Genomic DNA, 14,123 nt, shown 5'->3' with positions numbered 1-14,123 from the left:
GGTCACGTCCTCACCGTGCTGGTCGTTGGTCCACACCGCGCTCACCGCCGGCTCTTCGGGTCGATCGCCTCGCGCATGCCCTCGCCCAGCAGGGTGAAGCCGAGCGCGACCACGATGATCGCGGCGGCCGGGAAGTAGGCCAGCTCCGGGCGGACCTCGAAGTACCGCTGACCGTCCACGCCGAGCATCAGCCCCCACTCGGCGCGGTTGATGTCGGGGTCACCGAGGCCGAGGAAGGAGAGCGACGCGGCCTCCAGGATCGCGGTGGAGAGCGTCAGTGTCGCCTGCACGATCACCGCGGTCATCGCGTTGGGCAGCATGTGCCGCAGCACGATCGCCCCGCGCTTGACGCCGAGCGCACGGGCGGCCAGCACGTGGTCGCTCTCCCGCTGGGCGAGCATCGAACCGCGCAGCAGCCGGGCGAAGATCGGCACGTTCACGATGGCCACCGCGAGGATGACCGTCCACTGGCTGGACCGGCTGGCCAGGGCCACCAGGCTGATCGCCAGCAGCAGCGCCGGCAGGGCCAGCATGACGTCGGTGAAGCGCATCAGGATGTTGTCGACCCAACCGCCGAACGCGCCGGCGAGCGCGCCCACCAGCACGCCCAGGGCCAGCCCGATCAGCGTGGCGAGCACGCCGACGAACAGCGTCTGGCGGCTGCCGTGGATCATCCGGGACAGGAAGTCCCGGCCGAGCGGGTCGGAGCCGAGCGGGAACTCGCTGCTGGCGCCGGGGATGTTGTCGACGGTCAGGTTGCGGGTCAGCTCGTCGAAGCGCTGCGCCGGGTCGTGCGGCGCCAGCAGCGGCGCGAAGATCGCGACCAGCACGAAGAGCGCCACGATCGCCGCGCCGACCATCGCGGTCGGGTTGCGCCGCAGCCGGCGGAACGCGTCCCGGACCAGGCTGACGCCACCCTTGTCGGCGGTGGCCTGGGCCAGTTGCTCCAGCCGGGCGCGCTTGCGCTCGCCGAGCCGGTCCAGGCCGCGGGGCAGGGTGCCCTCGGGCTTCTCGGTGACGGCCGAGGGGTCCACGCTCTCGCGCGGCGAGCCCACGGTGGGCCGGGTGATCGGATCGCTCATCGCACACGCACCCTCGGGTCGATGAAGGCGTAGGAGAGGTCGACCAGGAGGTTGACCACCACGAAGACCAGCGCGGCCAGCAGGATCAGCGCCTGGAGCACCGGGTAGTCGCGACCGCCGCTGATCGAGTCGTAGATCAGCGTCCCGAGACCGCCCCAGTTGTAGACCCGCTCGGTGAGCACGGCCCCGGAGAGCAACGCGCCGGTCTGCAGGCCGATGGTGGTGACCACCGGCAGCAGCGCGTTGCGCAGGATGTGCCGGCCGCGGATGGTCTTGTGCCGCAGCCCTTTCGCCTCGGCGGTACGGACGAAGTCCTCGTTGAGGACGTCGAGCACGCTGGCCCGGGTGATCCGGACGACGACCGCGAGCGGGATGGTGGCCAGCGTGATCGCCGGCAGGATCAGGTGCCACAACGCGTCACCGGTGGCGTCGAACTCCCGGGTGAGCAGCCCGTCGAGCACGAAGAAGCCGGTGACGTCGGTGTTGTCCATCCCGGTGCTGATCCGGCCGGACGGCGGGAACAGGTGCATGTTCTGGGTGAACACGTCCTTGAGCAGGTAGCCCAGGAAGAAGATCGGGATCGAGATGCCGAGCAGGGTGCCGCCGATGCTCAGGTTGTCGAGCAGCCGGCCGCGGTGCCGGGCGGCCAGGTAGCCGAGCGGCACACCGAGCCCGATCGCGATGATCATGGCGGCGGCGGCCAGCTCGACGGTCGCCGGGAAGGCGCGGCCGATCACCTCGGTGACCGGGTCACCGCTCCGGATCGAGTTGCCGAAGTCGCCGGTCAGCAGCCGCTGCATGAACTTGGCGTACTGCACCAGGATCGGCTGGTCGTAGCCGAGCGCCTTGACCAGCAGCGCGCGCCGCTCCGGCGTGGCCCGCTCACCGAGCAGCGCCTCGATCGGGCCGCCGGGCAGGTTCCGCAGCCAGACGAAGACCAGCGCGGACAGCCCTATCAGGGTCACCACCAGCTGCAACAGGCGGCGAACTATGACTCGCAACATCTCTCACACACCAGATTCTCGGTTGAACAGCGGGTCGGCCCGGGCCGGGAGCGAGAGCCCGGCCCGGGCCGATTCCGCGTGTGGCGTCAGCGGTGGATGCTGCCTCAGCCGACGCTGACGGTGTTGAACCGCTCGTCGGTCAGCGGGCTGGCGACGAGACCCTTGACGTCCTTGGTGACCACGATGGCCGGCGGGGCGTGCCAGACCGGCACGGCCGGCAGCCACTTGGTGGCGATGTCGCGGTTGACCTGCTCCCAGGCCGCCTTCTTGCCGGCCTCGTCGACCGTGGCGTCGGCCTTGGTGATGGCCTCGAACATCTCGGTCATGCCCTGGTCGCCGAACTCGACCTTGCCGCGGCCGAAGAACGTGCCGACGAAGTTGCCCGGGTCGTTGTAGTCACCGGTCCAGCCGAGCAGGTGCAGGTCGTGCTTGCCGAACTGCTGCACGTCGTCCTTGTAGCCGCCGTTCCACGGCCGGGCCACCCCGTTGACCGTGATGCCCACGGCCTTCAGGTCGTTGGCCAGCACGGTGAAGATCTCCTGCGGGTTCGGCATGTACGGCCGGGACACGTCGGTGGGGTAGTAGAAGTTGAGGGTCAACTTCTCCGCGCCCGCCTCCTTGAGCAGCTGCTTGGCCTTCTCCGGGTTGTAGTCGTACTTCTGCACGTCCGGGGCGTAGCCGAGCACGGTGTCCGGCATGAACTCGTCGGCGACCTTGGTGCCACCCGGGCCCTTGGTCTGGACGAGCTGCTGGCGGTTGAGCGCGTACGCGATCGCCTGCCGGACCCGCAGGTCCTTCAGCTTCGGGTTCTTCTGGTTGATGCCCAGGTAGAGGATGTTGAACGCGGGACGGTCGAGGACCTGGTAGCCCTCGCCGGACAGCGCCTTCCGGTCGGCCGGGGCCGGGAAGTCGATGCCCTGGACGGTGCCGGCGCGCAGCTCCTGCTTCCGGGTGTTCTCGTCCTTGATGATCTTGAGGACGAGCTTGTCGACCTTGGCCTTCTCGCCCCAGTAGTCGGCGTTGCGCTCCAGGGTGATCTCACCCTTGGTCTTGTCCCAGCCCGCGAACTTGAACGGACCGGTGCCCACCGGGTGCTCGTTGGCGAACGCGCTGTACTCGAACGAGTCGCCGTTCTGCTTCACCGTGTCGGCGTCGTACTTCTTCAGCGCCTCGGGGCTGGCGATGGAGAGCGCGGTCAGCGCGAAGGCACCCGGGAAGGCGCCCTTGTACTGGTTCATCGTGACGACGGCGGTGCCGTCGTCCTTCGCCTCGCACTTGTTGTAGACCGGCTGGCCCACGCCCTCGGCCTCGTTCTTGGCGAAGCCGCCGAACGTGTCCGAGTAGTAGATCATCTGCGACTGGGCGGCGGCGCCCTTCATGTTGAACCAGCGGTCGAAGTTGAAGCAGACCGCGGCGGCGTTGAAGTCGGTGCCGTCGTGGAACTTCACGCCCTTGCGGAGCTTGAAGGTCCAGACCTTGCCGTCCGGGTCGTGCTCCCAGCTCTCCGCCAGGGCACCCTGAAGCTCGGCGGTACCGGGCTTGTTCTGCACGAGGGTGTCGTACATCTGGCGGATCGGCCGGAACGACTCACCGTCGTCGTTGAAGATCGGGTCGAAGTTCTTCGGGTCCCCGGCACCGGCGAAGACGAAGGTGCCGCCGCTCTTGGCGCCGCTCCCACCCTCGTCGTCCCGGTCGCTCTTGGCGCACCCGGACGCACCGACCGCCAGGGCGGCCGCGGCCGCGAGGGCCACGGCCGTTTTCAGCCTGCTCGCCTGCATCTCTCACCTCTGTCATGCGCATGTATTCACGCCGAGCTGTGACTCAGTCCGTGAGCGGGAGGTTATGGCATGTCACACAGAAGAGGAACGGGCGAAGGGCAATCGCTATCAAGCCGACACCTTCCGAGGCCGCCTCACATCACGGCCCGGTGGTGGGCACACCGCCCACCACCGGGCCGGCGACTCAGACCGCCCGGCGCCCCTCGAAGGCCCGGCCCAGCGTGATCTCGTCGGCGTACTCCAGGTCGCCGCCGACCGGCAGGCCGCTGGCCAGCCGGGTCACCGCGATCCCCATCGGCTTCACCATGAGCGCGAGATAGGTCGCCGTCGCCTCGCCCTCGGTGTTCGGGTCGGTGGCGAGGATCAGCTCGCGGACCTCGCCGCTGCCCAGCCGGGTCATCAGCTCCCGGATCCGCAGATTGTCCGGGCCGATGCCCTCCAGCGGATTGATCGCGCCGCCGAGCACGTGGTAGCGCCCGCGGAACTCGCCGGTCCGCTCGATCGCCACCACGTCCTTCGGCTCCTCGACCACGCAGAGCACTTCATCGGTACGCCGTGGATCGCGGCAGATCCGGCACTGCTCGGACTCGGCGACGTTGTAACAGGTCGTGCAGAACCGGACCAGGTCCTTGACCTTGCGCAGCGCGCCGGCCAGCCGGTTGACGTCGGCCGGATCGGCCGACAGCACGTGGAACGCGATCCGCTGGGCGCTCTTCGGGCCCACGCCCGGCAGCCGGCCCAACTCGTCGATCAGATCCTGGATGGCGCCTTCATACATCTGTCGGCTCAGAACCCGGGCAGGCCGAGGCCGCCCATCCCGCCCGCGACCGGGCCCATCTTCTTCTCGGTCAGCTCCCGGGCCGCCTCGGCGGCGTTGTGCACGGCGGCGACGACCAGGTCCTCCAGCGTCTCCACGTCCTCCGGGTCGACCGCCTTCGGGTCGATCTTGATCGCCTTCAGCTCACCGGTGCCGGCGACGGTGGCGGTGACCAGACCACCACCGGCGGTGCCGGTCAGCTCCGCGTCGGCCAGCTCGGCCTGGGCGGCGGCGATCTGCTGCTGCATCTTCTGCGCCTGCTTCAGCATCTGCTGCATGTTCGGCTGTCCACCTGGGCGCACGGACCGCTCCTTCTCGCACTCGTCTGCTCGGCCGCCGCTCAGCCTATCCGCTGGGACCGACCCCACCCCGTCCGGCGTGGCCGCCCACGCCGGGCCGGACGGGGCCCGAACCGGGAGCGCCGGAACGAACAGTTCCCGGTCGTCGACAAAAGGGCTACCGGGCGTCCACCTCGTCGATCCGCTCGGCGCCGAACGCGTCGCGAAGCAGGCGTACCGCCTGTTCCTCACTGGACTCGCGCGCGGTGCGCTCGTCGATGACCTCGTCCAGCGGCTCGTCGCCCGGGTCGAAGCCCTCGAAGTTCGCCGGCGCGGCACCGCCCGACCGTTTCGCGCCGCCGCGCACCGGGCCGTCGAAGTCCGGGTCGTACGGCGGTTCACCGGCCCAGTCGGCCTCGGCCGTCTTCCGGGCCGCCTGCCCGGTACGCGGGCCGCGTCCCGCCGCAGCCGCCCGGGCTGCCGCGATCGCGCTGCTCACCGGCGGACCCGCGGACGCGGCCGGCTGCGCCGGTGGCCCGGCCGGTCTCGGCGGGGCCGGTGCGGCGTGGGCGGCCGACGCGCTGGCCGGTGGAGCGGATGCCGACGCCCCGTCCGTGCTCGGCGCGCCACCCGGGCGGGCCGGCTCGGGCCACTCGTCCGCCTTCGCGGGCGCACCACCCGGTTCGGGCCGTTCTCCCGCGCCGGCGGCCGTGCCACCCGGGCGCGCCGGCTCGGGCCAGTCCTCCGCCGGGTCGACGGTGGGAGCGCCGCCGGTGGACCGCATCGCCCCGTTCCGGCCGTTCACACCATCACCCGCGCCGTTCGCCCGCCCCGATCCGCCGGGCGCGCCACCGGCTCGACCCGCACCGTCGGCCCCACCGGCCGGGTGGGCACCACCCGGCTCCTGGCCGGCGGGCGTCTCCGGAGGCGGGGATGCCGGTCGGGCCGGCGCGGCGGGCCGAGACGGGCCACCGAGCGACACGCCGCCCCGCTCGCCGGCCACCTCGCAGCGGATCTGCCAGCGACCGCCCAGCTCCTCGTAGAGCGCGTCGGTGAGCACGGCGGCGTGATCCGCCATCATCTTCGCCAGCACCGTCGACTTCACGGTCAGCACCAGCGTGTCACCGTCCAGGTCACGCACCACGGCGTCGCGCATCAGCGCGGCGATCCGCTTGTTGCTCCGGTTGACCTTGCCGACCACCTCCGGCCAGACCCGGCGCACCGCCACGGCGTCCAGCGCGCCGGGACCCGCCGCGCCCGGACGGGGCGGCTCGGGCGTGGCCGGATCGGGCATCACCGCCGACGACGGCACCGGACGACGGGCCGGGGGGGCCGGCTCCTGGCCGGTCGGCAGCGGGGAGCCGGCACCCGCGCCCGAACCGACCGGACCGGATGAACCGCCCGGACCGGAAGCACCAGCGGCCGCGGCCGGAGCGCCGGGGACCGGCCGGGAGCCGGCCGTCGCGGCGGCGGCCCGGGCGGCGGCGGGGCCGGTCGGGGCATCGGCAGCCGCCGGCGTGCCGGCGGTCGACGGGTGGACCGCGGCGGCAGCCGCGCCCGGGGCGGGAGCGGCTGGGCGTACCTCCTGGGTGGGGGTGGCCGGCGCGGACGGCGACGGCTCGATGCCGCCCAGCGTGAGCCGGCGTTCCATCCGCTCCAGCCGCTGGAGCAGGCCGCCGGACGAGTCGTCGGCGCCAGGCAGCAGCATCCGGGCGCAGATCAGCTCCAGCAGCAGCCGGGGCGCGGTGGTGCCGCGCATCTCCACCAGGCCGTTGTGCACGATGTCGGCGCAGCGGGACAGCGTGGCCGGGCCGAGGCGCTGCGCCTGGGCGGCCATCCGCTCGATCTGGTCGGCCGGGCCGTCGATGAGGCCCTTGGCGGCGGCGTCCGGCACCTGCTGGAGCACGATCAGGTCGCGTAGCCGCTCCAGCAGGTCGGAGGCGAAGCGACGCGAGTCGTGGCCGGCCTCGGCGACCCGGTCGACGGTGGCGTACGCGGCGGCGCCGTCCCCGGCGGCCAGCGCGTCGCACATCTCGTCGATCAGCGCGGAGTCGGTGACGCCGAGCAGCGCGGCAGCCCGGGCGTAGCCGACACCCTCCGGGCCGGCGCCCGCGATGAGCTGGTCGAGCACGGAGAGGCTGTCCCGCATGCTGCCGCCGCCGGCGCGCACCACCAGCGGGAAGACGGCCGGCTCGACCTTGACGCCCTCCGCCGCGGTCAACTGCTCCAGGTACGGCCGAACCACCTTCGGCGGAAACAGCCGGAACGGGTAGTGGTGGGTCCGCGACTTGATCGTGCCGAGGACCTTCTCCGGTTCGGTGGTGGCGAAGATGAACTTGACGTACTCCGGAGGCTCCTCGACCAGCTTGAGCAGCGCGTTGAAGCCGGCCGACGAGACCATGTGCGCCTCGTCGATAATGTAGATCTTGAAGCGACTGCGGGCCGGCGCGAAGAACGCCTTCTCGCGCAGCTCGCGGGCGTCGTCGACGCCGCCGTGGCTGGCCGCGTCGATCTCGATGACGTCGATCGAGCCGCCGCCGTCGGGGGCCAGCCCGCGACAGGACTCGCACTGCCCGCACGGCTCGGGCGTGGGGCCCTGCTCACAGTTGAGCGAGCGGGCCAGGATCCGGGCGCTGGAGGTCTTGCCGCAGCCGCGCGGGCCGGAGAAGAGGTACGCGTGGTTCAGCCGGCCGCTGCGCAGCGCCTGCGACAGCGGCTCGGTGACGTGCTCCTGACCGATGACCTCGGCAAACGTGCGGGGCCGGTACTTGCGGTAAAGGGCCAGTGCCACCCGTCCCGCCTCCTCTCGACCGAGCCATTCTGCGCCGGTCGGCCCCGGGTGACCACCCACCACCCCGTGACCCGACCCGCGGCGACGTTACCCGGCCCCGGAGACAGAAAGGCCTCCCGTGCACCCGGCAGAGCTCGCTTATCCTTGCTGCCTTCCGGCCCTGGGGAGGTTCACGAGGTACCGCCGCACGGGAGGTGACGCCAAGCCTACCCGAAGGCTTGTGGATCTTCCGGGAGGGTGGGGTGGCCCGCCGTCGCGGGACCTGTATCCTGGCTCGCGGAGGATTCGCCTAGAGGCCTAGGGCGCACGCTTGGAAAGCGTGTTGGGTTTACACCCTCACGAGTTCGAATCTCGTATCCTCCGCGCTCTCGTGCGCAGGGCCGGCCCCGCTGGGGCCGGCCCTGCTGTCGTCTCCGGCCCCCTCTTCTCCCTCCTGACCGACCACCGTCCCGTGGCAGGGCGGAGTGTCGATAACGGTTTCTTTACCGGTTCAGGGGGTTGATGGGCACATCAGCGGGTGTTGAGGCATTGACAAAGTTAACCGGTTAAGCCGACCATCGTGGATATCTTCGCCGGGTCGGACGCCGGAAGGGCAACCGACGCTCCGACCCGTCCGGGCGGCGAGGGCTCCCCGCAACCATCACCCGTACGGGAGTTCCTCATGATCCAGCGCACCCGCACGCGGGCCTGCCTGGCCGGGACGGCGGCAGCCGTCACCGCACTGGCCACCACGCTCGTCACCACACCCGCCGCCCAGGCCGCCGCCGGCACCTGCTCGGTGACCTGGCAGGTCACCAACGACTGGGGCGGCGGCGCCACCACCAACGTCACGATCACCAACACCGGGGCCGCCGTGAACGGCTGGACGCTGGGCTGGGCGTTCCCCGGCAGCCAGGTGATCGGCGACATGTGGAACGCGACGAAGACGCAGTCCGGCGCGAACGCCACCGCCACCAACGTCTCCTACAACGCGAGCGTCCCGGCCGGCGGCACGGTGAGCTTCGGCTTCAACGTCACCTACACCGGGTCGAACCCGGCCCCGACCGCGTTCACGCTCAACGGCGCGGCCTGCGGCGACACCACGCCACCGAGCCCGAGCCCGACCGGCAGCCCCAGCCCCACCGGCAGTCCGACCCCGACGCCGGATCCGACCGGCGTCCCCAGCGGCAACCTGGCGCTCAACCGGCCGGTCACCGCGTCGTCGACGGAGAGCCCGAACGCCGCCGCCCAGGCGGTGGACGGCAACGGGGGGACCCGCTGGTCCAGCCTCTACGCCGACCCGCAGTGGTTCCAGGTCGACCTGGGCGCCACGTACCCGATCAACACGGTGCGGTTGCGTTGGGAGGCCGCGTACGGCAAGGCGTACCAGATCCAGACCTCGACCGACGGCACCACCTGGACCCCGGTGTTCAGCACCACGACGGGCGACGGCGGCACCGACGACGTCACGCCGGCCGGGGCCAGCGGCCGGTACGTGCGGATGTCCGGCACCGCACGCGGCACCGCCTGGGGTTACTCGCTCTACGAGGTCGAGGTGTACGCGGCGAAGCCACCCACCCCGCCCGGCCCGGACTGCGGCCAGGCCCCGGCCGACCCGCAGGCGAACTCGAAGGCCCGCAACCTGATCTGCTACCTGCGCACGCACACCTACGTCAGCGGCCAGACCGACCTGCCGGACGCGGACAGGGTGCAGCAGTTGACCGGCCGCTACCCGGCGATCGTGGCGTTCGACTTCATGGAGTACACCCGGGGCAGCATCCAGACCCAGCAGGTCATCGACTGGGCCAGGGTGCGCAACGGCATCGTCGCGTTCCAGTGGCACTGGTACTGCCCGCGCGGCGGCAACTACTCCGCGCCCTGCGACTTCCAGCCCGACCTGAGCAACCCGTCGTCCAAGCTCTACCAGGACATCGACCTGGTGGTGCGCGAGCTGAAGAAGATGGGCGACGCCGGTGTGCCGGTGCTGTTCCGCCCGCTGCACGAGGCGAACAACAACTACATGTGGTGGGCGAAGAAGGGCCAGGACGCCTACAAGCAGCTCTGGCGGCTGATCTACCAGCGGGCGCAGCTCGCCGGCGCGCACAACATCGTCTGGGTGTTCAACGGGATGGCCAGCGGCCAGGGCACCTCGCTGGCGTCCTGGTACCCGGGTGACGGCTACGTCGACCTGGTCACCTCGGACTACTTCCAGAGCAGCAGCGACTTCGCCACCACCAGGGCGGTCAGCGGCGCCAAGACCACCGGCGTGGCGGAGACGTTCAGCCCGCTCAACCCCAACTCCGACCCGGCGTGGCCGTACTACGTGGTCTGGGCGTCGCGGGACTGGAACGGCAGCGGCAAGGACGTGGCCGGGCTGTGGCGTACCGCGATGGCCAACCCGAGGACCATCTCGATCGACCAGCTCCCCGACATGTCCGCGTGGTGACGACCTGATCGCCAGGGGGCCGGGCCCGTCGAGGGTCCGGCCCCTCTCGGGTACGCGCAGAGCCAGCCTCGTATGCGCCACCTGTATACCGAGCAGTCACACAGCGGTTTGAATGAGTCGATGACCGCGATGTCGAGGCGAGCGGGTTGCGCCCGCTGCGGGGCGAGCCTGGCGGCGGACAACAACTCCGGGCGTTGCGCCTCCTGCCAACGGGCGGAGCGCGACCGGATCGTCGCAGCGCCCGAGGTTCCGGCTGCCTTCTGGTCTCACGAGCCGCTTCGGCGAGCGCTGGCGGAACGGCACCTCGGCCGGGTGATCCGCGCCTCCGCCACCATCCCGTTGGGAGTTCGGCGAGGGCCAGGCATGGCGCCCGGCGGCACCCGGACGGTGAGCCTGTCCACGGCGGTCCGGTTCCCGTAGCGTTTGGTCAACTCACGTAGTTCGATCACGGGATCGACGCTAGGCACCGCGCTCGGGAGCGGTAAGCCGGAAACCATCCGACCTGGTCCGGGGGTTTTCCACCCCGGCGGCGGGCTACCGTGCCAGGGCGACAGCAGGATCCGTCGTCGTACACATGTTCCATCCACAGGCTGTGGACGCCGAGAGGACCGGATGAGTTACCAGCTCAGTGCCGTGGTCGCCGACGTCGAGCTGCTGCGCGAGCAGACCGCCGACCTGGACCACGCGGTGCTGGCCGCGCTCCGGCAGGACTTCGCGCTGCTGCCGGTCACCCCGCAACTCGTGGCGGAGCTGACCGGCGAGCCGCCGGATTTCGCCGCCGAGGAGCCCTGCGCGGTACGCCCGTTCCGGCTGATCCTCTCGCCGCCGCTGGCGGGGCTGCTGGCCCGCTGGTCGAAGCGCGGGCCGGTGGCGTACCTGGAGGCGGAGTTCGCCGGCGGGCTCGGTCACCAGGCGGCGGTGGTGTGGCTGGACGGCGACGTGACCTGGGGCCCGCGCTACGACGGCGCGCTGGACCGCCCGCGGGCGCAGTGGCCGATCAACACGGCGCTGGCCCGGCTCGGCGCCGAGCCGGGCGCGTGGATCGACCCGTTCGCCGAGTTGGGCCTGCACCTGGAGCGCGACACGGCCGGCTGGTTGGCGCACGGCCGACGCGGGCTGTCCGCCGACTACTGGGACGAACTGGCCGAGGAGTGGGAACTGCGCCAATCCGGCCCGCACCAGCAACCTCCTCGCCCCGGTCCCGTTGGGGACTGGGGGATTGCATGAAACTACGACAATTCGGCTTTATCGCCACACTGCTCGCTGCCGCTTCCATCGCCGGGAGCGGCGTCCATCCACATGGGCCGGACGTGCCCGCCCGACCGGTCGGCGCCGCCGAGGTGGTCAGCCTGAACGGCCTGCGCAACGCGGGGTTCGGCGACACCGAGGAGGACCTCACCCGGCGCGGCCTGCTGCGCACCGACGAGGAGGCCTGCGGGCCCACACTGGCCGGGCACGGCGAGGTCAGCCCGATCTTCGTCGACGACCGGCTCGTCCTGCTCTGGCTCGACGACCCGATGACCACGCCGGAGGGAATCAGCGCCGGCACGCCGGTCGGCGAGGTCCGCGCCGCGTACCCCGGCGCCGCCGCGCTGCCGGCGCCGCCCGGCAGCCACCGCTTCGCCGGGCTGCTCGCCCGCGACGGCGACCGCGCGTACCTGTTCCTGCACGACGGCGTCACCGTCCGAGAGATCATCGCCGGGTACGCGGACTGGGCCCGCCGCCTCTTCGACGAGGGCTACGGCCCCTGCTGAACGCCGAAGCGCCCGGGGATTCCCCGGGCGCTTCGGCAATTGGCGGTGGCGGCGGGATTTGAACCCGCGGAGGGCGTAAACCCTCACACGCTTTCGAGGCGTGCTCCTTAGGCCACTCGGACACGCCACCGCCGACGAGGGTACAGGACCACCGCTTCGGACGCCGAACCGGTATCCCGTCGGCCGGCCTGGCAGGATCTTTGCCATGAGTACGCACATCGGCGCTGAGCCGGGAGAGATCGCCGAGCGGGTCCTGATGCCGGGTGACCCGCTGCGGGCCAAGTGGATCGCGGAGACCTACCTCGAGGAGGCCCGCTGCTACACGACGGTGCGCGGCATGCTGGGCTTCACCGGGCGGTGGAACGGCGTCGACGTCTCCGTCCAGGGTTCCGGCATGGGCATGCCGTCCGCCTCCATCTACGCCCACGAGCTGGTCAACGAGTACGGCGTGAAGACGCTGATCCGGGTCGGCTCGTGCGGGGCCCTGACCGAGGACCTGCAACTGCGGGACGTGGTGGCGGCCATCGGCTCGTCCACCGACTCGAACATGAACCGGATGCGCTTCGACGGGCTGATCGACTACGCCCCGGTCGCCGACTTCGGGCTGCTGCGTACCTCGGTCGAGGTGGCCGAGCGGCGCGGCATCACCATGCGGGTCGGGCCGATCCTGGCCGCGGACGCCTTCTACACCGACCGGCCGGACCTGTACGACGCGCTCGCCGACTACGGCGTGCTGGCGGTGGAGATGGAGTCGGCGGCGCTCTACACGATCGCGGCCCGGTTCAAGGCCCGCGCGCTGACCATCCTGACCGTGAGCGACCACATCAAGACCGGCGAGAAGACCACGTCGCAGGAGCGTGAGCAGACGTTCGGCCAGATGGTCGAGATCGCCCTCGACACCGCCATCGCCTGACCGACCCTCCGCCGCTACCCGCCCCGCCCCCGTCACCACCCGGTGCCGGGGGCGGCGGCTCGTTTGAGAAGGGGCCCCATCTATACCGCAGGCGTTAACAGGGGGCCCGGCCTTACCGGAAGAAGGCGCGTAGCAAGGCGGCGCTCTCCGGGGCCAGGACGCCGGCGTAGACCTCTGGGCGGTGGGTGACCCGGCGGTCGCGCAGGACGTCCCAGAGCGAGCCGACCGCGCCGGTCTTCGGTTCCCACGCGCCGAACACCACTGTCGAGACCCGGGCCAGCGCGATCGCGCCGGCGCACATGGTGCACGGCTCCAGCGTCACCACCAGCGTGCAGCCGTCCAGCCGCCACCGGCCCAGCCGCTGCGCGGCGCGGCGCAGCGCCAGCACCTCGGCGTGCGCGGTCGGGTCGCCGGTCAGTTCCCGCTCGTTGCGCCCGATCGCCAGCTCCCCGCCGTCGGGCCCGTAGAGCACGGCCCCGACCGGCACGTCGTCGGCGCCCTCGTCCGGCGTCGGCCCGTCCGGGCCGGTCGCGGCGACGTGCAGGGCCCGGCGCATCCACAGCTCGTGCCGCTGCCGGCGCCCCACCGCGCCCGGGTCGGCCAGCCCTTCGTCCGCGCCCGGCCCCGCCCGCCCGGGTCGACCCGGCGTCGGCTGGCCGGGTCGCAGCGTCTCCAGTGCCGGGTCGGTGGCGTCGGTCGGTTCCACGGCGCCGGGTGTCACGGATTCGCCGGGCTCAGACCTCACGCAGTTCCTCGACCTCGTCCGCGCAGCCGAGCACCTGGCAGATCTCGGCGGTCACGTCGGCCGGCATGTTGCCCTCGTGCGCGCAGAGCGCGAGCAGCTTCGGCGCCGGGATGCCGAGGTCGGCGAGGAGGTCGGCGTCGCCCACCGGGTCGGCCTCCGGGTCCACGGCCGGCTGCTCGGTATCGTCGTCGCCGCCGGACGGGCGCGGCTCGTCGACGTCCTCCAAGCCGGTGACCGAGGTCTTCAGGTCGCCGACCAGCAGCGCGCCCAGCCGGGACTCCTCCGCGTACGCCGAGTCGGAGCCGAAGACCCGCAGGTCCTCCCCCTCGTCGAGGCGCAGGACGACCAGGTAGGTGTCGTCCGCCTCGACGAACAGCAGGGAGAGGTCGGCGTCCGGCTCGACGTCACGCAGCCGGTCGGCCGCCTCTTCGATGTCGGTGACGCCCCGCAGGCTGACCTCGCCGGCGGTCCAGCCGCCGTCGATGCGCGCCACGGCAGCAGCGAAGTACGACACGGTCCCCCCAAATTGGCCTCGG

The 14,123-nt window shown here is 71.6% G+C and carries 12 protein-coding genes, 2 tRNA genes and 1 other RNA gene; 5 read left to right on the top strand and 10 right to left on the bottom strand.

What is annotated here, in order from left to right; genetic code table 11:
- Nucleotides 1-41 precede the first annotated feature (41 nt).
- From TPA0908_RS02525 to ffs, 7 genes are all read right to left on the bottom strand, one after another.
- On the bottom strand, nucleotides 42-1,082 hold the full coding sequence (locus tag TPA0908_RS02525; protein WP_281934234.1) for an ABC transporter permease: 1,041 nt from the start codon (nucleotides 1,080-1,082) through the stop codon (nucleotides 42-44).
- Complete coding sequence (locus TPA0908_RS02520; RefSeq protein ID WP_281934233.1) at nucleotides 1,079-2,086, bottom strand: ABC transporter permease; 1,008 nt, start codon at nucleotides 2,084-2,086, stop codon at nucleotides 1,079-1,081. The genes TPA0908_RS02525 and TPA0908_RS02520 overlap by 4 nt, the downstream gene beginning before the upstream one ends.
- A 104-nt stretch (nucleotides 2,087-2,190) precedes the next feature.
- Entirely contained in the window at nucleotides 2,191-3,864 is a 1,674-nt protein-coding gene (locus tag TPA0908_RS02515; protein WP_281934232.1) for an ABC transporter substrate-binding protein, read from the bottom strand.
- A gap of 184 nt (nucleotides 3,865-4,048) precedes the next feature.
- On the bottom strand, nucleotides 4,049-4,642 hold the full coding sequence (gene recR, locus TPA0908_RS02510; protein ID WP_269703570.1) for a recombination mediator RecR: 594 nt from the start codon (nucleotides 4,640-4,642) through the stop codon (nucleotides 4,049-4,051).
- A gap of 8 nt (nucleotides 4,643-4,650) precedes the next feature.
- Nucleotides 4,651-4,959 (bottom strand): YbaB/EbfC family nucleoid-associated protein, encoded by a 309-nt coding sequence (locus TPA0908_RS02505; protein WP_217628661.1) that lies wholly within the window; start codon nucleotides 4,957-4,959, stop codon nucleotides 4,651-4,653.
- Between the two features lie 178 nt (nucleotides 4,960-5,137).
- The gene (locus tag TPA0908_RS02500) at nucleotides 5,138-7,750 is read right to left on the bottom strand and encodes a DNA polymerase III subunit gamma and tau (protein WP_281934231.1); all 2,613 of its coding nucleotides are present in this window, start codon (nucleotides 7,748-7,750) and stop codon (nucleotides 5,138-5,140) included.
- Nucleotides 7,751-7,857: 107 nt separating this feature from the next.
- Nucleotides 7,858-7,947: signal recognition particle sRNA small type (gene ffs / locus TPA0908_RS02495), an RNA gene on the bottom strand.
- A gap of 81 nt (nucleotides 7,948-8,028) precedes the next feature.
- Between ffs and TPA0908_RS02490 the strand changes: the two genes are divergently transcribed.
- From TPA0908_RS02490 to TPA0908_RS02475, 4 genes are all read left to right on the top strand, one after another.
- Nucleotides 8,029-8,113 (top strand) — tRNA-Ser (locus TPA0908_RS02490).
- A 298-nt stretch (nucleotides 8,114-8,411) separates the two neighbouring features.
- Complete coding sequence (locus TPA0908_RS02485; protein ID WP_281934230.1) at nucleotides 8,412-10,175, top strand: glycosyl hydrolase; 1,764 nt, start codon at nucleotides 8,412-8,414, stop codon at nucleotides 10,173-10,175.
- Nucleotides 10,176-10,787: 612 nt separating this feature from the next.
- Nucleotides 10,788-11,402 (top strand): hypothetical protein, encoded by a 615-nt coding sequence (locus TPA0908_RS02480; protein ID WP_281934229.1) that lies wholly within the window; start codon nucleotides 10,788-10,790, stop codon nucleotides 11,400-11,402.
- Nucleotides 11,399-11,929 carry a hypothetical protein gene (locus TPA0908_RS02475; protein ID WP_308447800.1) on the top strand — a complete coding sequence of 177 codons (531 nt, stop codon included), beginning with the start codon at nucleotides 11,399-11,401 and terminating at the stop codon, nucleotides 11,927-11,929. Before TPA0908_RS02480 ends, TPA0908_RS02475 begins: the two co-directional genes overlap by 4 nt.
- Nucleotides 11,930-11,969: 40 nt before the next feature.
- Here TPA0908_RS02475 and TPA0908_RS02470 read toward each other — a convergent pair.
- Nucleotides 11,970-12,059, bottom strand: a tRNA-Ser gene (locus TPA0908_RS02470).
- A gap of 75 nt (nucleotides 12,060-12,134) precedes the next feature.
- On the opposite strand from TPA0908_RS02470, the gene deoD reads away from it, so the two are divergent.
- A complete protein-coding gene (deoD, locus tag TPA0908_RS02465) occupies nucleotides 12,135-12,842 on the top strand; it encodes a purine-nucleoside phosphorylase (protein ID WP_281934225.1) in 708 nt (235 codons plus the stop codon).
- 112 nt (nucleotides 12,843-12,954) lie between these two features.
- Here deoD and TPA0908_RS02460 read toward each other — a convergent pair whose 3' ends face one another.
- Together TPA0908_RS02460 and TPA0908_RS02455 are read right to left on the bottom strand one after the other, a co-directional pair.
- Complete coding sequence (locus TPA0908_RS02460; protein ID WP_357300170.1) at nucleotides 12,955-13,509, bottom strand: nucleoside deaminase; 555 nt, start codon at nucleotides 13,507-13,509, stop codon at nucleotides 12,955-12,957.
- Nucleotides 13,510-13,576: 67 nt separating this feature from the next.
- Nucleotides 13,577-14,101 carry a tRNA adenosine deaminase-associated protein gene (locus tag TPA0908_RS02455; protein ID WP_281934223.1) on the bottom strand — a complete coding sequence of 175 codons (525 nt, stop codon included), beginning with the start codon at nucleotides 14,099-14,101 and terminating at the stop codon, nucleotides 13,577-13,579.
- Nucleotides 14,102-14,123 lie beyond the last annotated feature (22 nt).

Origin of the sequence: Micromonospora sp. AKA38 (genome assembly GCF_027925725.1) — a bacterium.
GTDB lineage: Bacteria > Actinomycetota > Actinomycetes > Mycobacteriales > Micromonosporaceae > Micromonospora.
This window is presented reverse-complemented; position numbering and strand designations above follow the sequence as displayed.